Raw genomic sequence first — 24,180 nt, forward strand, 5'->3', positions numbered from 1 at the left:
CTCGGCGGTGATGGCCTGGTGCAGCCCGAAGGAGACCACCTCACAGCCGAGCTCTGCGGCGGCGTCGATGGTGCGGTGGCTGTAGGCCAGGTTCGCCTCCCAGTTCCCTTCCTCGATCACGCTGCGGCGGATGGCGGAGATGACGGGGATGCCGATGCCCACGGTGTCCGCGGTCTGCTTGAACTCGGCAAGCCGGGCCGGGCTCAGGTCGCCGGGGCGGACCCAGCTGTCCGTGAGGTCGGCCTCGGCAAAGCCGGCGTCCCTGACCTCGGTGAAGACCCCGGCCCAGGCGGCGGCGTCGGCGTCGTTGACGTGGTTACCCTGCGCGTCGGTTCCCGGGAACTGCAGGAGCGCTGCGGTGATGGGCCAGTTGTCGGCTGTGTAAGCCATGGGGGTTCACTCCTTCGTGGAATCCTGTTTCCTATAGGATTTACTATCCGAGGCGATGTTGTCAAGGTCACACCTGGCATTACTCGCGCGCTTCGCCGCAAAAGTTTCGGTTGAGAAGACCTCCGGATTCAGGACATTGGCGGGCCGCTCCCCCGCCGCGACGGCCAGGATGGAGTCAATGGCGCTGGACGAGACGTCCCGGGTGAAGTCCTCGGTCCAGCACAGGGAATGCGGGGACAGCACCACGTTGTCCAAGGTCAGGAGCTCGTCGTGGGGAAGCAGCGGCTCCGGCTCGAAGACGTCCAGGCCGGCGCCGGCGATCTGCCCCTCCCGCAGGGCGTCCCGGAGGGCGTCGGTGTCCACGAGCTTTCCGCGGCCGATGTTGATCAGGTAGGCGCCTTTCTTCATCCGGGCCAACGCGGCGGTGTCGATGAGTTTCTCGGTCGCCGGGGTCAGCGCGGCGCAGAGCACCACGTAGTCCGAGCGCTCCAGAAGCTCATTCAGACCCAGCAACTCGACGCCGAGCCGGGCGGCCTCCGCATGGCGTCCGCTGCGGTTGTTCCCCACCACCTTCATCCCGAGCGGCGCCAGCAGGCGGGCAAGCTCGGCGCCCACGCTGCCGAAGCCCACGATGCCGACCGTCTGCCCCACCAGTGGCGCGCCGCGGTAGTGCTCGCGTTGCGCCCAGTCCGAGGTTCGGGTCAGCCGGTCCTTGGCCAGGAGCTTGTGCGAGAGCGCCAGGAGCAGCGTCAGCCCTGCCACTGCCAATGGTCGCCGGATCGCGTCCGGGGTGTTGGTGACAACGACACCAGCGCGGGTGCAGGCATCCAAGTCGATGGTTTCGTAGCCGGCCCCGAACCGGGCGATCAGCCTCAGGTCAGGAGCGTGGTCCACGGTGCGTGAGTCGAAGGCGATGTGTCCCAGCGACAGCACGGCCTGGACCCCGGCGAGGTCGGGTAGCGGAACCGGGTCCGTGTAGCTGGGCAGGACGCTCCAGCTGATGCCGTTCTCGCTGAGCCGCTGCAGCCCCAGATCCCCGTGAATGGAGCTTCCGTCGGGCCGCGCAGCGTCGGCCGTGACGGCCACAGTGAACGGCGGCCGGGCGGTTCCCGCCTCCGCGGTCCCAGCATTGGCGGGTCCCGCCGCCGGGGCGGCCGCCGAGGTGGCGACCGCCGTCGTCGTCAATGCATTTGTTGCGGTGCTCATGCGTCGGTTCAGCTTTCTGTCTGCAGTACTGCGGTCTTGTCCTTGATGGGTTCGCGGACCAGCACGGTGTATGCCACGGCGGCCAGGGCCGCGATGATGCCGCCGATCACGAAGGACGGCGCGTAGGAGCCGGTGGCGTCGGCGATCACGCCGGTCAGCAGCGGGGCAAAGGCGCCGCCGAAGTAGCCGCCGAAGTTCTGGATGGCACCGACCGAGGCAACCTGGGAGTTGTCCACGATGTCCCCGGGCATGGCCCAGGCGGCTGCCTGCATGGTGGCGACGAAGCCCAGGGCCACGGTCATGACGGCGATAGCGAGCGGGAGGGAATCCACGAACGGGATGAGGCAGATCAGGATGCCGGCGGCAATCGCGGCTACGGACATCACATGGCGCTTGGCCAGCAGCGGATCGCGGCCTGCCTTCTTCGAGTAGCGCGTCATTACCCAGCCGCCGGTGATTCCGAGGATGGCTGCGCCAAGGTACGGGACGGCCGCGAGCCAGCCGGAGCTGGCGATGCTGGCACCGCGTTCTTCCTGCAGGTAGAGCGGCAGGAAGACGATGAAGATGTTCCAGATCCAGATGACGCAGAAGAAGCCGGCCATCATGCCCCAGATCTGGCGGTGCTTGAAGAGTCCGAGCCAGGAGACCTTCTTGGCCGTCAGGAGCTGGGTGGTGCGCTGGCTTTCGATGTAGTCCAGTTCCTTGGCGCTGATGCGCTTGTGCTCCTCGGGAGCGCGGTAGTACAGGAAGAAGGCCAGCGCCAGCACGAGGCCTGCGACGCCGAGGAAGATGAAGATGGCCTGCCAGCCGAAGGCGAGCATGATGGCGGTCAGGATGGGCGGAGCGATGGCGGGTCCCCATTTGGAGCCGCTGTCCCAGATGGCGGTGGCCTGGCCGCGTTCGGCCCGGGGGAACCAGTCAGCGGTGAGCTTGGCCGACGCCGGACCGTTCGGGGCTTCGGTGATGCCGAGCAGGAACCGGAAGGTGATGAACTGCCACATCTTGCCGCCGATGGCCATCAGCGCGGTTGCGATGCTCCAGCCCGCGATTGCCAGGAAGTACATCCGGCGGGCACCAAGCTTGTCCACGAGCCAGCCAGCGGGCAGCTGGGCAAAGGCGTACGTCCAAGAGAACACGGTACCCAGGAGGCCAATGTCCGTCCGGGTCATGCCGAAGTCTTTGATCAGTTGCGGTGCGGCGATGGAGATTGCGCTGCGGTCCATGTAGTTGATGATGCCGGCGGCCAAGGCCCAGCCGAGGATCCACCACCGCAGATTCTTGATGGTGCGGCGTGTTGCTGACTCCTTAGGCCCTGCGGCCAAAGTTTCTGTTTGCACTGTTCACTCCCTTGTGACTCCCCATGCCGGCACCGTAGCCGTCACAATCGAAGATCCTATAGGGTATTCGATCTGATTGTGAAGAGGGTCACAAGAAAGTTATTTGCAGGTCGGCCGCGGGGATGCCTCACGAAGGCCTGCGGAAGTTCTCTGGAAGTCTCCCGAAGTCTCCGGAACGGGCCTTATTCTGCGGGAGCGTCCGCGATGGCGCGGCCGCGCACATTCTGCACGTGCTCGGCCATGGCGGCTGCGGCCTTCTCCGGGTCACCGGTGGACAGCGCGTCCAGGACCGCTTGGTGCTCGGCGATCGCCTGTTCCGCGTCCGTGATGCCCACGCCGCCGAACAGGCGGAAGCGCTGGACCTGCCCGCCGAGGGCGGCATAGGCGGCAACCATGAACTGGTTGCCGGTCTGCTCCGCGATCAACCGGTGGAACCGCTCATCGGCTTCCAGATAGTCACGGTATTCGACAAACGACGGGCCCCGCGGCGCCTTCGTAAGGTCGGTGACGGCCTTGGCCAGCTCGGCATGGTGCGCCGGCGTCTGCCGGGCGCACGCCAACCGGGCGTTCACGGGCTCAATGGCAAGTCGTGCTTCCATGAGTTCGGCGAAGTCCTCCTGGGTGAACATCGGCGCAACCCTGTATCCCTTGAGCGCGACGCGTCGAACCATTCCGGTGTGTTCGAGCCGGGCAAGCGCCTCCCGCACCGGCGTCGGCGAAACATTGAGCTCCCGGGCGGTTCCATCGATACTCACGGCTGCCCCGGGCTCGAGCCGTCCGTCCATCAGCGACGCCAAAAGCTCTTCATAGACGTGGTCGGCGAGGACCTGGCGGCTGACGGGACGGCCCGCGTAGTGGCCCTCAGGGCGACTCCCGGAGGAAGCTGGTTGCATCTTCAGATCCTATAGGACGGGACATGCGCATTCTTTAACCCAAAGAGTGGGCAGAACGGTGTTCTGCCCACTCTTTGCTGCCACGGCTGGACCTGTCCAGTGGTGGAGGTGCTGCCGCTGCCTAGTTCTGGTAGGCCGGGTAGTCAGTGTAGCCCTCGGCGCCGTCGGTGTAGAACGTGGCCGGATTCGCCTCGTTGACCGGCAGGCCTTCGCGCCAGCGGCGGACCAGGTCCGGGTTGGCGATGGCCGGGCGCCCGACGACGACGGCGTCAGCGTGGCCGTTCGCCACCAGTGCGGTGGCCTCATCGCGCGTGGTGACGATGCCGAAGCCGGTGTTGACCAGGAACGTTCCGTTGAATCGTGCACGCAGGTCCTGGACCAGCTCGCTGGTGGGGTTCTTGTGCAGGATGCTGAGGTAGGCCAGCTTCAGGGGAGCCAGAGCGTCCACAAGGTGGGCGTAGGTGGCCTGGACGTCTGCTGCGTCGAGTTCGAGGGCACCCTGGACATTGTGCTCCGGGGAGATGCGGATGCCGACGCGGTCCGCGCCGATGGCGTCTACTACGGCCCGGGTAACTTCGATCACGAAGCGCGCCCGGTTCTCCGGGGAGCCGCCGTAGATGTCGTCGCGCTGGTTGGCGGCCGGAGTGAGGAACTCGTGCAACAGGTAACCGTTGGCCGAGTGGAGTTCGACGCCGTCGAACCCGGCCTCTACGGCCTTGCGGGAAGCCGTCACGAATTCCTCGACGATGCCCGGCAGTTCCGCGGTGGTCAGGGCGTGCGGTACGGGGAACGCCTGCTTGCCCTTGTACGTACGGGTCTCGCCGTCGATGGCAATGGCACTGGGTGCGACTACCTCGTAGCCACCGGTGGTGTCCTGGTGGGTAACCCGGCCGGCGTGCATGACCTGGGCGAAGATGCGGCCGCCCTCAGCGTGTACGGCGGCGGTGACGTTGGCCCAGCCCGCCAGCTGCTCGTCCGTCACCAGTCCGGGCTGGCCCGGGAAGCCTCGGCCGGCGTTGCTGGGGTACGTGCCCTCACTGACGATCAGGCCAAGCGAGGCGCGCTGGCGGTAATGTTCGACCACCAGCGGGCCGGGGATTCCTTCGTTGCCCGAGCGTACGCGGGTAAGCGGCGCCATCACGAGTCGGTTGGGTAGTTCCAGCTCGCCGAGGGTCATCGGGGAAAACAGCATGCGCAGTTCCTTTCACAATGGATTGGTTCACTTGGGGTAACTGCACAGCGTTTGCAACTATTCCATCTGAGACTCGGATCACGACGGGCGGACGATGATCTTCACCGCGGTGTCGTTGTGGTTGATCAGCGTGTCGAACCCCTTATCCACCAAGTCGTCCAGGGCGATTCTTCCGGTGATGAAGGGTTTCAGGTCGACTTTTCCTTCCTGGACGAGCTTGATGGCGGCTTCATGATCGCCGCAGTAAGCGATGGTGCCGCGCAGATCGATTTCCTTCAGCACCACTTTCTGCATATCCACTGTGGCCGGGTGTCCCCAGATCGAGACGTTGACGACGACGCCAGCGGGCTTCACGACGTCGAGCATCGTGTCCAACACGGCATTCACGCCTGCACATTCAAACGCCGCATCGGCCCCTGCACCGTTGGTCAATTCCAGGACGCGCGCCTTGACGTCGTCGGTACTGGGGTCGAGAACGTGATCCGCTACCCCGGACGAAGTCGCCTTGTCCTTGCGGGCGGCCGATAGCTCAGTAACGATCGTGGTGATGCCGATCCCTTTGAGGACCGCGGCGGTCAGGAGCCCAATGGGTCCCGCACCCCCGACGACGGCGACGTCCCCGGCTTTGAGGCCGCTCCTGCCGACGGCGTGATACGCCACGGCGAGGGGTTCGACAAGTGCGGCCTCGTCCAGGCGGATGTCGCCGACAGGGTGCACCCAACGCGTGTCGACAACAACTTTCTCGCTCAGGCCGCCACCGCCGCCCGCCAAACCGATGAAGCCCAACTTTGTACACAGGTTGTAGTGTCCGCTGCGGCAGGGACCGCATTCATTGCAGACGACGTACGGCTCAACGACGACGTTGTCTCCGACGGCCAGACCGCTGACGCCTTCACCAAGTTCTTCAACGGTGCCGGAGAACTCGTGCCCCAGGGTGACCGGGGCGGCCTCGTGAGTAAGAACGTGGGGGTGGCCGGGCGGCGGGGTGAAAATAGGTCCTTCGAGGAATTCATGGAGGTCGGTGCCGCAGATACCGCACCAGGCTACGGCTATCTTCACCGTTCCCGGACGCAGCTCCGGCTCTTGAACATCTTCGATCCGGAGATCCTCGCGGGCGTGGAATCGTGCTGCTTTCATGATGTTTAACCTTCGCATTCCAGGCCGTGGATGCGCCCGGTCAGACGCATCCACGGAATGTCGGTGGGTTCTCACGACGGGGCCGTAACCCCAGTCTGGTGGCCGTCTCTGGGATTGTCACGACCCGCGTGTCAGCAGGTGTACTCAGCGCGTGTGGTGTGTGGGCTGCAGCTCGAAGACCGGCGTTGGGAGTCCTTCCATCCTTGCTTTGAGCTGCAGGGCCAGATAGGTGGAGTAGTGACGGCTCTGGTGCAGATTGCCGCCATGGATCCAGAGGTTCTCCACGTTTGTGGGCTTCCACATATTGCGCAGTTCCCCCTCCCACGGGCCCGGATCTTTGGGCGTATCTGATCCGAAACCCCAGCACTTGCCGACGGCGTCGGCTACCTCGGGCGAGACCAAATCAGCCAACCAGCCGTTCATCGACCCATAGCCGGTGGCGTAGATGATGACGTCTGCATCCAGTTCGGTTCCGTTGGCCATCACGACGGAGTTGCCGGTGATCTTGCTGACCTCGCCGTTGGCGAGCTTGACCCGACCGTCGATGATGAGCTGCGAGGCACCGACGTCGATGTAGTAGCCGGAACCGCGCCTCAGGTACTTCAGGAACAGGCCGGAACCGTCAACGCCGAAGTCCAGGTCAAAGCCTGCTGCCTCCAGCTGGGAATAGAAGCCGGCGTCCCGCTTGGCCATCTCCGCATAAACAGGGATCTGGGCTTCGGGCAGAATCCGGTACGGCAACGACGCAAACAGCAGATCGGCTTTCTCCGTGGTGACGCCGTTCGCGAGTGCCTTTTCGGAATACAGATCGCCCAGCGCAAGGTCCATGAGGGACTCACTGCGGGCAATATGAGTAGAGGACCTCTGGACCATGGTGACATCGGCCCCATGCTCCCAGAGGTCGGCACAGATATCGTGGGCTGAATTATTGGAGCCGATGACCACGGCCTTCTTGCCGGTCCAGTCTCCACCGCCCGGGTGCTTGGACGAGTGGTACTGCTCCCCCAGGAAGGACTCGGCGCCGTCGAATACGGGGACGCTGGGGTGCCCCGAAACACCCAGGGCGAACACAAGCTGTTTGGGGCGCAGGGTGACCGGTTCGCCGTCGCGCATCACCTCCACCACCCACTCCTGGGACGATTCGTCGAAGCGGGCGTTGGTGCACTCGGTCTTGGACCAGTAGTTCAGTTCCATGATCCGTGTGTAGTTTTCCAACCAGTCGCCGATCTTGTCCTTGGCCGCGAAAACCGGCCAGTCGTCGGGGAACTTTATGTAGGGAAGGTGATCGTACCAGACCGGATCGTGCAGGTGGAGGGACTTGTAGCGGTTGCGCCACGAGTCGCCCGGGCGCTCATTCTTTTCGATGATGATGGTGGGCACGCCGAGTCTCCGCAGCCGCGCCCCCAGTCCGATTCCGCCTTGTCCGCCGCCGATGATGACGGTGTAGGGCTGGTCTTCGTAGCCCAGTCGCGCTTCTTGCTCTTCCTTCAGTTCCAGCCAGGTTTTGCGGCCCTTGGTGATCTCATGGGCGACCCCCTTCTCCCGATTGGGGCCCTTCCTCTCCTCGAAGCCCTTAAGCTCCTGCATGGTGGTGAGCAGGGTCCAGCACTTGCCATTTCGGAGGCGCAAATGGGCGTAGCCCCTGGCTTGGGCGGTCTCGAAATTTACCCAAGCCTCCGCATTTGCCGCATCCCCGGTGGCGTCCTCGGCCAGGGTCCAGTTGGTGGGCTGGACATCGTCTAGGGTGGCGTCGAGCATGCGGCCGATGGCTGCTTTGCCTTCGAGTGTCTTGAGGTTCCAGGTGAAGGAGACGAAGTCGCGCCAGTACGAATCGTCGTCGAAAAGTTCCAGTGCGGCGTCCGTGTTGTGGCTGCGCAGCGCCTCATCGAACTGCGCCAGCCACGCCCCGACGACGCCGTTTGGTGTCTCAGGCATGATTCCTCTTTCCATTGCTGACAGTGGGTCGTTCCCTTTGCGTGACGCCTAGACCACGCGGTGACCCGCATCACAAGTAAAGATGGCAGGGGGTTACAATCGGGTTACACGGAGCTCTCAAGCTGTCGGCCGGCGCGCCCGGGAGACGACGGCGGCCGAGAACCTGCCGGGTGCGACGATTCGAGGGCGAGTTGGGAGAATGAGCATGCGGCAGGGCAATGGCTCCATTACGTATCCCTCAGACCTCAGGTTTTCCGCGCCGGCGGAGTACGCCCGAACTCTTCGGGCGGCGCACGAGGCCACCATTTCCGGCCATCCGGATCCGCACCTGTCCCCTTCGCTTATCAAGTCCTGGCAGCGTTCCCTCGCGTTGGGTATCAATCCGGACCGGCACCGGCCGCTGCACCGGCATGAAGTTTCCGAGGCGCGCTCCCTCAGTGCTGGCCATCGGCTGGCCGCGGTGATGCCTGCGCTCTCGCAGTTGCTGGCCGATGAAACCGTCACCGGGCGCCATTTGCTGATCGTGACCGATCACGAGGGCGAAGTGCTGTGGCGTGTTGGAAGCAAACACGCATTGCGGCTTGCAGACTCGCTGGAGTTCGTGGAGGGTGCGGATTGGTCCGAGTCCGGGGTTGGCACCAACGCCATCAGCGAGGCTTTGGTAACCGGCGCCCCGGCGCAGCTCTTCTCGGCCGAGCACCTCGTGCGGACCCATCATGATTGGGCTTGTACTGCCTCTCCGATTCGCGACCCCTTGTCGGGCGAAATCGTCGGCGTCCTGGATGTCTCCGGACCGTTCGAGTCGGTCACGCCGGACAGCCTGCGGCTGGTGCGTTGTGGAGTGCGGCTTGCAGAGGAGCTGCTGAGATCGGCTGCGGTTCCCAACGGCGATGCCCGGCCCCCAGGGCACTCGGCACCACGCGACCAGCGAGCACGGCGCGACGGCGCCCAGTCGCAGCTGGTGCTGCGGCTCTTGGGAGACGCGCCGTCCGCGGCGCTCGACGGCGGCAGCAGGCGCCCGCTGACGCTGCGGCGTGCCGAGATCATGGCCCTGCTGGCCTCACGTGACCAGGGCTGGAGCGCCGATGAACTGGCGTACGAGATCCATGGTGACACGGGCACCGGCGCCGCGATCCGGACCGAGATGCACCGGATACGCAACATCCTGGGCGATGTCTTGGAAGCAAACCCCTACCGGTTCTATTCAACGGTCAACGTCGTCACGGATGCTTCAGTCGTGGCCGCGCATCTGCGGGACGGGCGGGTTGCCGAGGCATTTACGGCCTACTCGGCAAAACTCCTCACCCGTTCGGCCAATCTGGCAGTTGGGTTCATGCGGGACGAACTGAACGCAGCCGTAGGAGCGTCCATCCGGTCCAGCGGTGATGCCCGGCTAATGCTGCAGTGGTGCACAAGCGACATGGGATCTTCCGATACGGCGACTGCTGCTGCCGCGGCGGCGCTGATCGGACCGAACGATCCCCGGTGCCAGCTTGTGAGCGCCCGGATGGAACGGGTGGACCGGGAGCTGCGAGCATAGCCACGAGACGTGGAGCCACCGTTGGGGTGAATTGTCGGGCCGCGCGCGCTAGCCACCTGGGAGCAACACCGGGACTCAGCGCTCGGGAGCAGGCGCGGCTGCGCACTAGGGAGACGGAGCGGCGACGCACTAGGGAGACGGAGCGGCGACGCCGGGGCAGCCCTGGCCTCGGGGGTTCTGCAGGCATGTGTCGGCGTAATTCCTGGTGATCGAACGCCAAACGCTGACGGTCTGCGGCGGCGAACTGAAGGAGCCTCGGCCGGGGATGGGAAGGGGTGGGCCGCCATTGACGGAGTAGGTGCCTTGGAAATGCGTTGTCAGAACCACGGGGAAGTTGCCGGTCTGGGCGTAGACGTGGCTTGTCAGGGTCTTCTCGCCCCAGCGGTCCTGCGGAAGCGGTCCGCCGGCCGCCGTTTGCGGGCCCAACGTAGTGCCATCCCCATAACTCCAGGAGTATTCCACGGGCTTGGCAACGACGTGGACGGCCTGAGCCAGGATCGTGATGTCGAACTGCTGATCTGCAGCGCTGGCAAAGAAGTTAGTCTCTGCTCCGCGCAGGGTGTTGGGGCTGGGTTGGGCCGTGGCACTTCCAGCAGATATCGGAAGCCGCTGGAACTCTCGCTGGATCATTGCGGCAATTCTAGGAAGCAGGTCCTCGGGCCTGGGATCGAAGAGACAGGTTGGGCCGGAGTGAAATGACCATGTCGGATTGGGCACGCCCGCCGGCGCCTTTAACCAGACAACGGGAATGCCGGGCTTTCCGTCTGGCCCGCTCGAACAGTCCACCGCTCGGGCGAGACAATCGGCGTCAAAGTCGCCTCCGCCCAAGTGGCATTGGAGCTCGTATTTGTATTGGAAGGGGTCGGTGGAGGGGGTTCCTGGATGGAGAGCAACAAATTTTCCCGTCGCGGGATCCAACCTATAACCACCGACGTTGACGCTGACCGGAGTCCAGTCGCCAAAAATTTCAGGCGGCTCTGCCCGCGCAGTCGAAATTCCCATGCCGAACGTCAAAGCAGCGGCGACTGCTAGCAATAACCGAACTCGGTACCGGCTCACAGGGCCCATCATTCAGCCGACGATGCTGCCGATGTTAACGAGTGTCCATCTACCGTTGCCGTAGCTTAGAAACAGAAGATTCCCCTTGTCGTCCGGCTGAGAATCGCTACGCGCAACAGTAGCGTCCTGCCTCATGTAGGTAAGCGGGGCTTGATGCGTCTGGACGACTACCTGATAGGTGGCGTCAGCGTCACGAACGAATTGGCTGCTCACTGTCGGAGTCGTGATAGTTCCTCCCACAAGCCAACGGCCTCCTGAATGCCAAGCGCCAATGACACTCTTGGCTTTCGAGCAGGGATCACAGCCTGGCGACGTCACTGCCTCCCACTGGGTCAATTTGCCAGTTTCGTACCCATAGCTGAGCAATTTGAACCAATAGGCGGCGAAAGCAATAGCACCTGCCTTCGTCTCCGCCTTCGCGGCCTCGGGCAGTTCGGGAACCGGAACGTTCTGTGCCCTTCCCGATGCGTCGGCCGGCTTATAGCTGGCGGTGGGCGTCGGAACTGCACTTGTAGTGGACGATGCTGACGGGCTTTGCGATTCAGCAGGCGATGGAGATCCGGGCGGCGGCGTTCCGCCCCCGCTGCACGCCGTGACAGACACCAAGGAGATCGACACCAAAGCGACCGCACCGGCTCGCCAGATGCCAGAAAGCGAGGTGCGAAATGTCATGGTCAGGTACTCCCCCGATAGAAAATCAAGACACTTGAAAGCCGAATGGCTTAAGGGTAACTGAGATCACATTTTGCTGGTCAAGTTTATCCACAGGCTGCGCTTCGCCCCACCAACCGGCAGCCCACCCGTCATGAGTCCTTTAGCCCCTAGCCATGTCCCTATCGCGGACAGAACAATGAACCCATGATGTTTGAACACGAAGACGGCAATCCCATCCTCAAGCTGGACGACGAGCAATCCTGGAAACTGATAGACAGCACGAAACACGGCAGGCTGGTGGTCACTGTCGCCGGAGAACCTGACATCTTCCCGGTGAACTATGCGGCCAGCGGACGGAAATTGTTCCTCCGCACCGCCCCGGGCAACAAACTGGCCGAGCTCACCATCAATTCCAAGGTGCTCTTCGAAACCGACGGAATCCTATCCGAGGAAGCGTGGTCCGTGGTCCTGCGCGGCACTGCGCGGGTACTCGATCAGTCGGCAGACATTGCCGACGCCGAGGCCCTCGGGCTGAAACCCTGGGTTCCCACGTTGAAGGACTTCTACGTGGAAATCACACCGACTTCGGTCAGCGGACGCCACTTCCAGTTTGGCGAACACCCAGAGCGGGAGTTCTAGCGCCCGACGGCGGCTGCCGGCCCCGCCAGCTGCCCGCTAGCTGCCCGCCGTCGTCGATACAGCCCGGCAAGCGCCACGGCTTGGCGGCCGCCTAGACTTAAATGATGGCGGACAAGCTGACTCCGGAGCGGCGCAGCTGGAACATGTCCCGGATCCGGGGTAAGAACACCAAACCGGAAATGCTGGTCCGCAGGCTGCTGCACGCGAAGGGATACCGCTATCGCCTGCATGGCGCGGCAAATGGCGGCAAACTCCCGGGCAACCCCGATCTCGTCTTCGCCGGCCGCCACAAAGTCATCTTCATCAACGGCTGCTTCTGGCACTTCCATGACTGCCGGGTAGGGCAGCATGCACCCCAAGCAAATGCCGAGTTCTGGGAAACCAAGCGCACGCGAACCCGGAACCGCGACGCCGCCCAGCGGCTTCAGCTCGAGCGTGAGGGCTGGGAAGTGCTCACGGTGTGGGAGTGCGAGCTGAAGGACCGATCGGCCTTGGAGCTCCGGCTGGACGTGTTCCTCAGAGGCCTGCCACGGGAGCTGCCAACGGACGAACCCTCCTGAGGCCATCCGATGACCGGAAGAAATCCTGCGTGTCGCGCCGCCTGCTTCCGATGCAGGCTGAACGGCCTCCGCTAATATTCGACTCCGGGGGCCTTAGGGAAATATTCGGTCAGTACCACTGCGTACTGCAAACACGGGAGAGCGCACGATGCCGCACTTGCTGATGTCCAACGACGAGTCCGACACGGCTGCTACGCCAGCAGATTCCAGCTCCACAGTTCTTCAGTTCTCCCGCTTCGGCCACACCAAACACCGCGCCATTCGGCCCCGGCCCCGCCACTTCCGCGGCGCGGACCCTGATCTGGAGCCGCTGCGCCGGCAGGCAACCTCGATCATCGACGAGGTCCTCGCGGGCACTGATCCGGAAGAAGCTGACGTGCGGGAGAAACTTCAGTGGCACGTCGCGAACAACCCGGGCCAGCCGGAAAAGGCGCTCCTGGGACATTTGCGGACAGTGGCGGACCAGCAAGCATCCGCCTAGCTGGCCAAACGGTTTAGGTGGCTGAACGGTTTAGCTGGCCGAACGGTTTAGCTGGACTAACGCGCGATAGTGGCCTGCCGGAGCACTTCGCCCCAGGACTGCTGGGCAAGATCTGCCACGGAGGCCAGGATTTCCGACGGCGGCAGGGACAGATCCAGCGGGAACTCGACAATGTCGATGTCGGTATTGAGAATCCGGCGCAGCTTGATTTCCCCTGCTCCGGGGTAAATGATCCATGCCGTCGGCACCCGCAAGGACGTGCAGTAGGCGAGCATCCGGTAGTGGTCGCCCGAGAGTGACGCGCCCGCGTCAGCCGCGGCCTTGTACTTCGCGTCGTACACCATCACGGGCCGGCCGCCGAGGAAGTGGACGGCCCCCGGCTGGACCACAATCCGATCCGAGTCGCGGACGGCCTCGTTCAGCAGCGCGTTGTACCTCAACCGCATTTCTCCGGGATGGGCGGCCATGGCTTCGCGCAGGGCCACCCCCACGAAGTCCTCGAACACCTTGGCCATGTCCACCACAAACGACGCCGACTGCTGCTTGCCGTCACCGGCCTCAGCCGACGCGTTCCGCAGGATCAGCTCGGCGAGCCGGAGGGCCGCGTGGTAGCGCGTGTTCATCCGGCTGGGCCGCCACTGCGGCAGCGGCGCGCCGGACTGCAGGCGCGTCACGGCGTCGAGCTTTCCCTTCAGCTGGCGCAGCCGGCTCAGGACTTCCGGCCGCACGCGCGGCACCTGGGACATCCGCTCCAGCGCGGCGCGCAGAATCCGGTTCTCCGCGATGTCCTCGGTGAACTCGTCATAGGAGACTTCCAGCGGGACCAGCATCCCCGGGCGGCGGGAAATCTGGTCCGACATCCGGATCCGGCCCTTAACGGTCCGGAGGGATTCTTCCACCATGAGATAGCCCTGCAGCACACCCCGGCTCAGCGCCCGGTCCGCGAGTTGCGCCAGGGATTCGGCCAGGGCGCTCCAAAGGTCGGTGTGCTCCACCGCGGCGACCGACTCGTCCCGGAAACCCTGGTCCCCCGCGTAACCGAGCAGGAACAGCAGCCGGCTCAGCCCGAGCCGTCCCTTCGGCCGCACCTCCAGCTGCACGGCGTGGGTCCGCACGGAGCCCACGCTCCCCACCGGTTCGATCCGGTACAGTCCCATGCCCATCGGGGAGGCCTTTGCCAGGCCGCTGGCGTTGACGTAGGCCGCGGTGTCCGGATCAAGCCGCTCCACGACGCCGGCGGAGAGCTCGTCCAGGACAATGTGCCGGCAGGGCTCCGCTGCGCCGCCGCGTCCGGATTGACCCCGCCCGTTCGAAGTCACCTTGGCGGAACCCGACTTGGCCGAACCCCTGTCCGACGAACTGCGCCCAGCCGAACCGTGGTTCGACCCGGCCCGGTCCGTGCGGCCCGACGGACTGCGGTCCAGCGCTACCGCGTCCCCGGCCAGCCTAGGCATGCGCCAGGCGGCCCAGGAGTTGCTCCAGTCCGAACCGTTCCTCGAGCTGGGCGCGGTTGAGCTGGCCGTGATAGTGCTCCTCCAGCAGCGGCATCAGCTCGTACTTCCAGATTCTGCGCAGTCCCTTGGGCGTCTGGGCAGACTTCTTCATGAAGTAGGAGGGACCGATCATGAGGTCGCGGTCCCACTCGTCGATCGCGTCGTTCAAGGCGTCAAGCAGCAGGGCCGGGGTCGTGTCCAGGTCGCGGGCCTGGAGGAAACGCAGCAGCGAGCCCTTCACAGGTTCGGTCTTCGGATGCAGCTCGATGAAGGAGAACCGCCGCCGGATGGCCGCGTCCATCATCGCGATGGAACGGTCCGCGGTGTTCATGGTGCCGATGATGTAAAGGTTGTCCGGCAGGGTGAACGGCTCGTTGGGGCTGTATTGGAGGTAGATGCGGTCATCGCGGTATTCGAGCAGGAAGTACAGCTCGCCGAACACCTTGGCGAGGTTTGCCCGGTTCATCTCGTCGATGATCAGGAAGTACGGCTTGCTCTCGTTTCCCGGCTTGGCAGCTTCCTCGGCGAGCCGGCGCAGCGGGCCTGCCACGAGCTTGAAGGACACCTGGCCCTCGTCCGTCTTGTCCGGACGGAAACCCTCGAAGAAGTCCTCGTAGGCGTACGACGGGTGGAACTGGACCAGCTTGACCCGCTCGTCCGTCGTGTCGCCGGCGAGCTCGGCGGCGAGGTGCTTGGCCAGGTACGTCTTGCCCGTTCCCGGCGGACCGTAGAGCACCAGCTGCCGGTTCTCCTCGAGGAGTTCGGCGATTTCCTGCAGCGGGTCCAGGTCCATGTGCAGGGACGCGGCGAACTCCGGCGTCAGCGGCCGGAAACCCTCATAGGCAGGTTCGACGGCGGCAGCCGGCTCGGCGCCGTCTCCGTCCTCGGCTTCCGCTTCTGCCGGCAGGAGCGCCTCGAGCGCCTGGATCACCCGGGTGATGTCCACGATGTTGCCGGACGTGGTCAGCTGCCGCTGCACGTGGCGGGGTAGCCCGGTGGCGTCGTGCTCCTCATCGAACCAGCGGACCTTGCGGCGGAGCTGGCGATTGTCCTTTCCATGCTCCGGTTCGCCGAGGACCACACCGATCCGGACCTTGCCCGAACTCTGGTACAGCGCGAGGTCACCCGGCTTCATGACGGTCAGGAAGGCGAAGACGGCGGTCTTGGTGTCCTCGCGCTCCACGTAACCGAGGTGCTTGTAGTCCTCGTCCACCGCATTCTGGACCAGCCCGGCCGAAACGCCGGGGTCCAGCAGGCGGAGGTGTTCGACGTCGAGCGTTACCGCTTCCTCGTCGCGCCACTCCCCCAGCAGCTCGGCGTTCTCGTGGTGGGTGCGCAAAAGCCAGGCGCGGCGGCCGGGGTCGCCGACCTTCCGCCACTGGCTCACCAGCTGGCGGGAGTACCAGTCGATCCGCTGCCCGGCCTGCTGGTCCAGGTGCAGGCGGATCCTGTGGATGTCCGCTGAAATGTCCTCGTCGCTGTCCCCCTTGGCCCCGCCCACCAGGGATGCAAAGGCGTCGCGGATTTCCTGCCGTTCGACGTCGGCCACCACGGGTTCGAAGTAGCTGGGCCAGACCAGGAACTCGATGCTGCGGCGGATGGCCGGCTGGTCATCCGGGGTCCCGGCGACCAGCCGGTGGAAGGCCAGCGGATCCTTGACCGCAGTCTGGACGACGTGGGCCGGCCGCTGTGCGACGTGCTTCACGAAGCGGCAGAGCCATTTCAGGTGGTCCCAGATGGTCCAGTTGAATTCCGCGGTCCGGTCCCGGATCACGCCGTGGTCCGTCATGCCCGCGTAGAGCTCGTCGGGGAGCTCCAGCGGAGGCTCCAGCCAGGACGCCGCCTCGGCCACGCGAGCCCGCTTGACCTTCAGGGACTTGACCTCGTGGGCCAGCGGCAGGGACTGGAGGAAGAGTAGCTCCACGGCCAATTGCTTCGCCCCGCGGGTGGCATCTTCCAGGTTCTGGCGCAGGTTGGTCATCATCGGCGCCTTGGGATCGGGAACGCCGCGTTCAAGGCGTTCCAGCAACTCCGCGGCGGCCTGGACTGACCAGGTTTTGGTGCGGCCGTCCAGGGCGGACGCTTTGCCCAGCAATCCGGGCCCCAGCACAAACCACGCCGCGTCTTCTATCTCCTTGGAGATGCCGAGGGCACGGTGCAGGGCAGGCTTCTTGGCTGGGGTCATACGTTCAATTTACAGGCTTAAACTGAACGCGCGCATTTAACGCCGCCCCAAAGCTACCGTTCAGTAGACCGCAGGCAAGCGGACTTCTGCCCCTACTTCGCGCCAGCCCGGTGCTTCACACCGACGGTGAAATACGTGGCCGGCCCAATGAAGTTCACAAAGGTGGCAAACCGCCACAGCGCCTTGTTGCCCCGGATCTCCTCGGCCGGCCTCCGATTGATGTCCGTCTGGGCAGCAATGAGCAGCGTCAGCTGAACGGTGGCCGCCACGATTGTACCGAACCTTGCCATCGGCGAGAGTTCTTTCCAATTCTTCTTGCGGGTGTGCCTCTTGTGCATGTTCTTGCCCATGTTCACAGCGACCACGCCTCCTTAGAGCGTCCGGAGTTGTTCATTGTAGGAGCCCCACCGGCACGGTGGTAGAGGCTATGGGACCGGGTGGGCGCGGGTGTACGGGGCCAGCCGCTCCTTCTGCTCCGGCGTCAGCCGCAGCACCCGGCCGGTTGCCTCATCGACGAAGGCCAGGTGGCTCGTGGCCCGGACGCAGTCCTCCCGCGTGAGAGGATCCTGCACCAGGTAGTGGATGTCGAAGCTGGCGCCCTTGACGGCGCCGATCCACAACTGGACGACGGCCGGCACATTCCGGTATTCCAGCGTCCTGACGTACCTGATCTTGTGCTCGACCACGAGCGCCAGCGTCCCTTCCGGGATGTCGTTGAAGAGCGACACCAGGGGTTCGGTTCCGGGCAGTCCGGCGCCCCGGGGCGGCCCGAACGCCGCGATCCGGGCTTCCTCCAGGATCCGGACAATCTGGACGTTGTTGATATGCCCATAGGCATCCATGTCGCTCCAGCGCATCGGCACCTCCACCTCGAGGCGCCGGGGCTCCGTGGCTGGCCCCTCCCCCGTGGAGGCTTCCCCGGCGACGCCTTCGCCGGCGGGGCCTGCAACTGCGGGGCGGCTTTCCCCTGCTGCGCCCTCCCCGGCGGGGCGCCCGACGGCCGTGCCCTCCCCGGCGGGGCGCCCGACGGCGCTCAGCTGTGCACCGCCGTCGAGTCCTCCGCGGGATCCAGCAAAGCCGCGTCCGCGTCCTCGCCGGCGAATTGGGACATGTACAGCCGGTAGTACGCGCCCTCCATGGCCAGCAGCTGGGCGTGCCGGCCCTGCTCGACGATCTGCCCGTCCTCCATGACAAGGATGGTGTCTGCGTCCCGGATGGTGGAGAGGCGGTGGGCGATGACGAAGCTGGTGCGCTCCGTGCGCAATGCGGCCATGGCCTTCTGGACCAGGGCTTCGGTGCGGGTATCCACGGAACTCGTGGCCTCGTCCAGGATCAGCAGCGACGGGTTCGCCACGAAGGCCCGGGCAATGGTGATCAGCTGCTTTTCGCCGGCGCTGACGTTGTTGCCTTCTTCGTCGATGACCGTGTTGTAACCGTCCGGCAGCGCGCGGACGAAGCGGTCCACGAAGGTGGCCTTGGCCGCGGCCATGATCTGGTCCTCGGTGGCGTCCAGCTTGCCGTAACGGATGTTCTCGTAGATGGTTCCGCCGAACAACCAGGCATCCTGCAGCACCATGCCCACCTTGGCGCGCAGCTCCGAACGGCTCAGCCTGGTGATGTCCACCCCGTCCAAGGTGATGCTGCCGGCATTGAGTTCGTAGAAGCGCATCACGAGGTTGACCAAGGTGGTCTTGCCCGCGCCGGTCGGTCCCACGATCGCCACCGTGTGCCCGGGTTCGGCCGTGAAGGACAGGTCCTCGATCAGCGGCCTGTCCGGCGTGTAGCTGAAGGTGACGTGCTGGAATTCGACGTGTCCGTCGGTCTTCGCCGGGAGGTGCTCGGTGGCGGTCTCGGCGTCCTGCTCGTCGGCGTCGAGGAATTCGAAGACGCGCTCGGCTGAGGCGACGCCGGACTGCAGCATGTTAGCCATGCCGGCCATCTGGCCCAGCGGCTGGGTGAACTCGCGCGAGTACTGGATGAACGCGGTGGCGTCACCCAGGCTCATGGCACCGGATGCCACGCGCAGCCCACCGACGACGGCGATCCCCACATAGCTGAGGTAGGAAACAAACTGCATGACCGGCATGATCATGCCGGAGACGAACTGGGCCCCGAAGCTGGCCTTGTACAGTTCCTCGTTGCGCTCGTCGAAGCGGGCCAGCATGTCGGCGTCGCGGCCGAACACGCGGACCAGGTCGTGGCCGGAGAACGATTCCTCGATCTGGCCGTTGAGCTCACCGGTGTTCTTCCACTGGGCGGCGAAGAGCTTCTGGCTGCGGGCGCCGATGATGCCGGCGGCCACGCCGGAGAGCGGCAGGGCGACGAGCGCGATCAGGGCCAGCTGCCAGGACACGATGAACATCATGATCACGATCCCGATCACCGTCAGGGCAGAGTTCACGAGCTGCGCGAAGGCCTGCTGGAGCGCCTGCTGGATGTTGTCGACGTCATTGGTGACGCGGGAGAGGATGTCGCCGCGCTGGCGGGTGTCGAAGTAGTTCAACGGGAGCTTGTTGAGTTTCTTCTCGGTGTCATCACGCAGGTTACGGACCACGCGCATGACAAGCACGTTCAGGACATAGCCCTGGAGCCACAGGAAGATGTTGGCGACGAAGTACATCACCAGCACCACGCTGATGAGGAACGCGAGCTTCTGGAAATCGATGCCCGTGCCCGGGACTACGTCCATCTTGGCCAGCATGTCGGCGAAGTTGTTCTGGCCTTGGGAGCGCAGTCCGTCGATGAACTGCTCCTTGGTGGCACCGGCCGGGAGCTGCTTGCCGACCACTCCCGCGAAGATCACGTCCATGGCCTGGCCCAGGATCCTCGGGGCAATGACGTTGAGGACGACGGCGACCGTCACCATGGCGAGCACGACGATGATGCCGGCGCGCTCGGGTTTCAGCAGCCCCATGAGCCGTTTGGCTGAGGGCCAGAAGTGCTGGGCCTTCTTGGCCGGCACACCGCCGAACATGCCGCCGTCGGCTTCGCCGGGCGTGTACTCCTCCTCGATGAAGTCGTCGTCCATCAGGTCGGTTCCGGCAGTCCCGGCCGCGGTGGTGTCGGTTGCGGTCGTGTCGGCTGCGGCGGCCGAAGTGGTGGAGACTTTCTCGTTAATGCTCATGCCACTGCCTCCGCGCTCAGCTGGGATTCGACGATTTCCTGATAGGTGCTGGAGCTTTCCAACAGTTCCTCATGTGTTCCGCGGTCCACGATCCTGCCGTTGTCCAGCACCAGGATCTGGTCCGCATCGGCGATGGTGGAAACGCGCTGGCCGACGATGATCACCGTGGCATCGGCCGTCTTGGCCTTGAGCGCGCGGCGGAGCCTGGCATCGGTGGCGACGTCAAGGGCTGAGAACGAGTCGTCAAACAGGAAGACCTTGGGCTCGGTGACGAGGGCGCGGGCGATGCACAGCCGCTGCCGCTGGCCGCCCGAGACGTTGGTGCCGCCCTGGGCGATCCGCGATGCCAGGCCGCCCTTCTTTTCGCGCACGAAATCCGCGGCCTGGGCGACCGTGAGGGCCTCCCACAGGTCCGTGTCCGTGGCCTCGGGCTTGCCGAAGCGCAGGTTGTGCTCAATGGTTCCGGAGAACAGGTAGGGCCGTTGCGGCACCATGGCCACGCGCTGGGTGATCTGGGCCCGGTCCAGCTGGGTGACGGGGACGCCGTCGAGCAGGACCTCACCCGACTCGGCGTCGTAGAGCCGCGGCAGCAGGGCAAGCAGGCTCGACTTGCCGGCGCCTGTGGAGCCGATGATCGCCACCGTCTTTCCGGGCTCTGCCGTAAAGCTGATGTCGCTCAGCACGGGCGCCTCGGCGCCGGGGTAGGCGAAGGTCACGTTGCGGAATTCCACGCGACCGGACCGTGCGGCCGGCGCCACCGGGGTGAGCGATTCGTGGATTGAGGGTTCGACGTCGAGCACTTCGCCGATCCGGTCGGCGCAGACTGAGGCGCGGGGAATCATCATGGCCATGAAGGTACCCATCATGACGGCCATGAGGATCTGCAACAGATACTGGAGGAAGGCGGTCAGTGAGCCGACCTGCATTTCGCCGGCATCGACGCGCTGGCCACCGAACCACAGCACGGCGGCCGTTGAGACGTGCAGGATCATGCCGATGGCGGGGAACATCAGCACAAACAAGGATCCGATCTTCAGCGAGACGTCGGTGAGGTCCTTGTTGGCCGCCCCGAAGCGCTCGGCCTCGTGGGGTTCGCGCACGAAGGCCCGGACCACGCGGATGCCGATGATCTGCTCGCGGAGGACACCGTTGAGCCGGTCGATCTTCTCCTGCATGGAACGGAAGAGCGGCATCAGGCGGACCACAAGGTAGCCCACCACTACGACGAGCAGGGGCACGGAAACCCAGACGAGCCAGGACAGGTTGAGGTCCTCGCGCAGGGCCATGAAGATCCCGCCGATGCACATGATGGGCGTGGCCACCATGAAGTTCAGGGCCATGAGCATGAGCATCTGGACTTGCTGCACGTCGTTGGTGCCACGGGTGATCAGGGTGGGGGCACCGAAGAGGTTGACGTCCCGCGCCGAGAAGCTGCTCACCTTGCGGAAGACGCCGCGGCGCAGGTCACGGCCGAACGCCATCGCAGCCTTCGAGCCGAAGTAGACGCCGGCGATCGCGGTGGCCACCTGGATCAGGGAGACGCCGAGCATGACCCCGCCGGTGCGCCAGATGTAGTCCGTGTCGCCGCGGGAGACGCCCTCGTCGATGATCTGGGCATTGAGGCTGGGAAGGTACAACGCCGCGATGGTCGAAGCCAATTGAAAGATGACCACAGCCGCGATGTATGGCAGATACGGCTTGGAATAGCGCCGCATGAGAGTGACGAGCATGCCCACGAGTCCTTACGAAGACTGAAATTTACGAAGACCGAACAAAGACCAACAAAAACCGAACAAATCAAAGTTCATTGGAAAGCTGATTGGAGACTATCCCAGGGGACCGACAGCCATTAGCCACCCAACTCTACGAAATCCCCCGGCCGGGTGGAACACGGGACACTGAACATCATCCAAACGACGTACTTAAGCCTCTGTCCGCAGCGTTCCGGCGGCCCTGCCGCGCAAATGCAGGTCGCACGATGGCCAGCAGCACGAAGGCCCCCCGGCTGCGCAGAGGCCCCGCTGCTGCCCTGGGGCGGCCGCGGACCTCTGGGATCCGGCACCAGCAGTACACAGCCTGGCACCGCACAAATGCGGTGCCAGGCTGTCCGGTACTGCCGGCCGGCGCTACTCGGTGCGGTGCCGGCCGTGGGTGGCGATGTAGTCGGCCGCCGCGCGTTGCATCTTGCGCTCCTTGGCAAGCTGGCGGCGCAGGACCGTGAGCTCTGCGGCAACACGGGCCTGTTCCGCAGCGATCGCACGCTGCTCGGCGGCCTGCTCATGCACGGCGAGCAGGGCATCCGCCAGCTGGAGCTGTTGTTCCGCCAGCAGCTGCTGGGTCTGCAGCAGGACGGGTACGACATCGGCGGCCTGGGTCGGGTTTTCGGCCACCAGGGTCCGGGCCCGCTGCCGGGAACCCTCCCTATCGGCCGCCCGGTCCGCACTGAATTCCGCCGCACCGGACTCCGAGAGAGCGGAGTCCTGGCCGGAGCCGGCGCCGGCCCGGTAGCCAAGGTCGGCTTCCCGGCGGGCGGCATCGGGGAAGCGGGATTCGGCGCGCTCCCGGCTGAGTACCTCGATGAATTCCCGGTCCAGGTCCACGATGCCGCCGTCGGACGCAACTGCCCCGACGGCGTCGTCCGAGCCGTTCCGCAAAGTACCCGCCAAAACCGTTACCGCCGCGCCTCCGGAGACGCCCACAGCGGCATCGGTGGCTGCGTCCCCTGCTTGCTCGGCGGGCTCCGGACGGACATCGACTGTGCGGCGCAGCGGGCGTTCCTTGATGAACAGGATGGCAACCAGCGCCACGAGCCCGATGATCGCAGAGATCAGGAAGACCTCAGCGATCGCGTCGCCATACGCAGCCCGCATGATGTCGCGGATCGGTGCCGGCATGTCCTTGAGGTCCATGCTTGCACCGGCAGATCCGGCCGGAACCTTGATTCCGGCGGATGCGAGTCCCTCCACCACGAGCACCTTGACCCGGTTGCCCAGCACGGCGCCGAGGACCGAGACGCCGATTGCTCCGCCGACGGACCGGAAGAAGGCAACGGAGGCGCTGGCAGTGCCGATGTCCTTGGCCTGGACCGTATTCTGGACAGCGAGCACGAGGTTCTGCATCAGCAGGCCCAGACCAACGCCAAGGATGGCCGTGTAGATACCCGTCAGCCACAGGTCAGTGGTGTGGTCCATGCTGCCGGCCAGGCCGAGGCCACCGATCAGCAGGATGGCTCCCGCCACCAGATACCGCTTCCACTTGCCGGTGCGGCTGATGAGCATTCCCGAGGCGACCGAACCGATCAGGTTGCCTGCGATCATGGGCAGCGTGAGCAGACCGGCCTCGGTGGGGCTCGCACCGCGTGCCACCTGGAAGTACTGGCCGAGGAATGTCGAGGAGCCGAACATGCCCACGCCAACGGCCACCGAGGCGAGGATCGCGAGGGCGGTGGTCCGCTCCGAGATGATGTTGAGCGGGATGATGGGCTGCGCCACCCTGGATTCCACCAGCACCAGCAGGCCCAGGAGCACGACGCCGCCGCCCACCATGGCGACGGACTGCCACGACCACCAGTCGTAGTAGTCCGGGTTGCCGGCGAAGGAGACCCAGATGAGCAGCAGGCTGACGCCGGAGGTCAAGAGGATGGAGCCGAGCCAGTCGATCTTGGCCGGGCGCTTGACGTGCTGGATTTTCAGGGTGACCTGCAGCAGGATGAGCGCCACCACCGCGAGCGGGACGCAGACGAAGAAGGTCCAGCGCCACCCCAGCGGGCTGTCGACAATGAAGCCGCCGAGCAGCGGGCCGCCGGCAGTGCCCACGGCCATGACGCCGCCCATGTAGCCGGAGTATTTTCCGCGGTCACGCGGCGGGATCATGGAGCCGATGATGGCCTGGGCCAGAGCGGTGAGCCCGCCCATGGCGATGCCCTGGATGACACGGGCGGTCAGCAGCAGCGGGATGGTCTCTGACAGTCCGGCCATGACGGAGCCGGCCACGAAGATCACGATGCTCAGCTGGACAAGGACCTTCTTGTTGAAGAGGTCCGCCAGCTTGCCCCAGATCGGCGTGGTGGCCGCGTTGGCCAGGAGCGCGGCGGTGATCACCCAGGCGAAGTCCGTCTGGGTCCCCTTGAGCTCGGACATGATGGTGGGCAGCGCGTTGGCTACGATCGTGCTGCTCAGGATGGCGGTGAAGAACGCCGCCAGCAGCCCGGTGAGGGCCTCCATGATCTGGCGGTGGGTCATCTCCGCAGGTGCTGCGGCGGGGTGGGATGCCCGGGGCGCCATCCGCGGCAGGTCCGACGGCGCAGGGTTCAACGGCGCAGGGTTCAACGGCGCGGTATCCGGCCCCGTGGCGGC

Annotated in this window: 19 protein-coding genes and 1 pseudogene; 4 read left to right on the plus strand and 16 right to left on the minus strand. The window is 65.0% G+C overall.

Features of this window, described 5'->3' with window-relative positions:
- The 7 genes and pseudogenes from AC1DKQ_RS11070 to AC1DKQ_RS11100 all read right to left on the minus strand — a co-directional run.
- Nucleotides 1-390, minus strand: a pseudogene (locus tag AC1DKQ_RS11070) (sugar phosphate isomerase/epimerase); the annotation flags it as partial.
- 6 nt (nt 391-396) lie between these two features.
- Complete coding sequence (locus AC1DKQ_RS11075; protein WP_476919016.1) at nt 397-1,596, minus strand: 2-hydroxyacid dehydrogenase; 1,200 nt, start codon at nt 1,594-1,596, stop codon at nt 397-399.
- A gap of 8 nt (nt 1,597-1,604) precedes the next feature.
- Nucleotides 1,605-2,933: an MFS transporter gene (locus tag AC1DKQ_RS11080; RefSeq protein WP_476919017.1), complete on the minus strand. Its 1,329-nt coding sequence runs from the start codon at nt 2,931-2,933 to the stop codon at nt 1,605-1,607.
- Nucleotides 2,934-3,115: 182 nt separating this feature from the next.
- Complete coding sequence (locus AC1DKQ_RS11085) at nt 3,116-3,826, minus strand: GntR family transcriptional regulator (protein WP_476884953.1); 711 nt, start codon at nt 3,824-3,826, stop codon at nt 3,116-3,118.
- A 121-nt stretch (nt 3,827-3,947) separates the two neighbouring features.
- Nucleotides 3,948-5,018 (minus strand): alkene reductase, encoded by a 1,071-nt coding sequence (locus AC1DKQ_RS11090; RefSeq protein ID WP_476884954.1) that lies wholly within the window; start codon nt 5,016-5,018, stop codon nt 3,948-3,950.
- Nucleotides 5,019-5,096: 78 nt separating this feature from the next.
- A complete protein-coding gene (locus tag AC1DKQ_RS11095; protein WP_476919018.1) occupies nt 5,097-6,155 on the minus strand; it encodes a 2,3-butanediol dehydrogenase in 1,059 nt (352 codons plus the stop codon).
- A 144-nt stretch (nt 6,156-6,299) separates the two neighbouring features.
- On the minus strand, nt 6,300-8,090 hold the full coding sequence (locus AC1DKQ_RS11100; protein ID WP_476919019.1) for an NAD(P)-binding domain-containing protein: 1,791 nt from the start codon (nt 8,088-8,090) through the stop codon (nt 6,300-6,302).
- Between the two features lie 205 nt (nt 8,091-8,295).
- Between AC1DKQ_RS11100 and AC1DKQ_RS11105 the strand changes: the two genes are divergently transcribed.
- The gene (locus tag AC1DKQ_RS11105) at nt 8,296-9,630 is read left to right on the plus strand and encodes a GAF domain-containing protein (protein WP_476919020.1); all 1,335 of its coding nucleotides are present in this window, start codon (nt 8,296-8,298) and stop codon (nt 9,628-9,630) included.
- A gap of 129 nt (nt 9,631-9,759) precedes the next feature.
- Here the strand turns inward: AC1DKQ_RS11105 and AC1DKQ_RS11110 are convergent, their stop codons facing one another.
- Nucleotides 9,760-10,260, minus strand: a complete 501-nt coding sequence (locus tag AC1DKQ_RS11110; protein ID WP_476919021.1) for a PKD domain-containing protein — start codon at nt 10,258-10,260, stop codon at nt 9,760-9,762.
- A 441-nt stretch (nt 10,261-10,701) separates the two neighbouring features.
- Nucleotides 10,702-11,361, minus strand: a complete 660-nt coding sequence (locus AC1DKQ_RS11115; protein ID WP_476919022.1) for a DUF6318 family protein — start codon at nt 11,359-11,361, stop codon at nt 10,702-10,704.
- Between the two features lie 186 nt (nt 11,362-11,547).
- Between AC1DKQ_RS11115 and AC1DKQ_RS11120 the strand changes: the two genes are divergently transcribed.
- The 3 genes from AC1DKQ_RS11120 to AC1DKQ_RS11130 all read left to right on the plus strand — a co-directional run bounded on the left by AC1DKQ_RS11120 (nt 11,548) and on the right by AC1DKQ_RS11130 (nt 13,023).
- Entirely contained in the window at nt 11,548-11,982 is a 435-nt protein-coding gene (locus AC1DKQ_RS11120) for a pyridoxamine 5'-phosphate oxidase family protein (protein WP_476919023.1), read from the plus strand.
- Nucleotides 11,983-12,086: 104 nt separating this feature from the next.
- Nucleotides 12,087-12,542, plus strand: coding sequence for a very short patch repair endonuclease (locus tag AC1DKQ_RS11125; protein ID WP_476919112.1), 456 nt, complete (start codon nt 12,087-12,089; stop codon nt 12,540-12,542).
- Between the two features lie 148 nt (nt 12,543-12,690).
- Nucleotides 12,691-13,023, plus strand: coding sequence for a hypothetical protein (locus AC1DKQ_RS11130; protein WP_476919024.1), 333 nt, complete (start codon nt 12,691-12,693; stop codon nt 13,021-13,023).
- 56 nt (nt 13,024-13,079) lie between these two features.
- Here AC1DKQ_RS11130 and AC1DKQ_RS11135 read toward each other — a convergent pair whose 3' ends face one another.
- From AC1DKQ_RS11135 to AC1DKQ_RS11165, 7 genes are all read right to left on the minus strand, one after another.
- A complete protein-coding gene (locus tag AC1DKQ_RS11135) occupies nt 13,080-14,276 on the minus strand; it encodes a 5-methylcytosine restriction system specificity protein McrC (RefSeq protein WP_476885100.1) in 1,197 nt (398 codons plus the stop codon).
- 193 nt (nt 14,277-14,469) lie between these two features.
- Nucleotides 14,470-16,701, minus strand: a complete 2,232-nt coding sequence (locus AC1DKQ_RS11140; protein WP_476884961.1) for an McrB family protein — start codon at nt 16,699-16,701, stop codon at nt 14,470-14,472.
- 92 nt (nt 16,702-16,793) lie between these two features.
- A complete protein-coding gene (locus AC1DKQ_RS11145; protein ID WP_476884962.1) occupies nt 16,794-17,066 on the minus strand; it encodes a hypothetical protein in 273 nt (90 codons plus the stop codon).
- A gap of 60 nt (nt 17,067-17,126) precedes the next feature.
- Nucleotides 17,127-17,558 carry an acyl-CoA thioesterase gene (locus AC1DKQ_RS11150; protein WP_476919025.1) on the minus strand — a complete coding sequence of 144 codons (432 nt, stop codon included), beginning with the start codon at nt 17,556-17,558 and terminating at the stop codon, nt 17,127-17,129.
- Between the two features lie 176 nt (nt 17,559-17,734).
- Complete coding sequence (locus AC1DKQ_RS11155) at nt 17,735-19,729, minus strand: ABC transporter ATP-binding protein (RefSeq protein ID WP_476919113.1); 1,995 nt, start codon at nt 19,727-19,729, stop codon at nt 17,735-17,737.
- 92 nt (nt 19,730-19,821) lie between these two features.
- Nucleotides 19,822-21,555, minus strand: coding sequence for an ABC transporter ATP-binding protein (locus AC1DKQ_RS11160; RefSeq protein WP_476919026.1), 1,734 nt, complete (start codon nt 21,553-21,555; stop codon nt 19,822-19,824).
- A 396-nt stretch (nt 21,556-21,951) separates the two neighbouring features.
- Nucleotides 21,952-24,066, minus strand: a complete 2,115-nt coding sequence (locus AC1DKQ_RS11165; RefSeq protein ID WP_476919114.1) for an MDR family MFS transporter — start codon at nt 24,064-24,066, stop codon at nt 21,952-21,954.
- Nucleotides 24,067-24,180: the final 114 nt, after the last annotated feature.

This window comes from Arthrobacter sp. 05L421 (assembly GCF_056397785.1).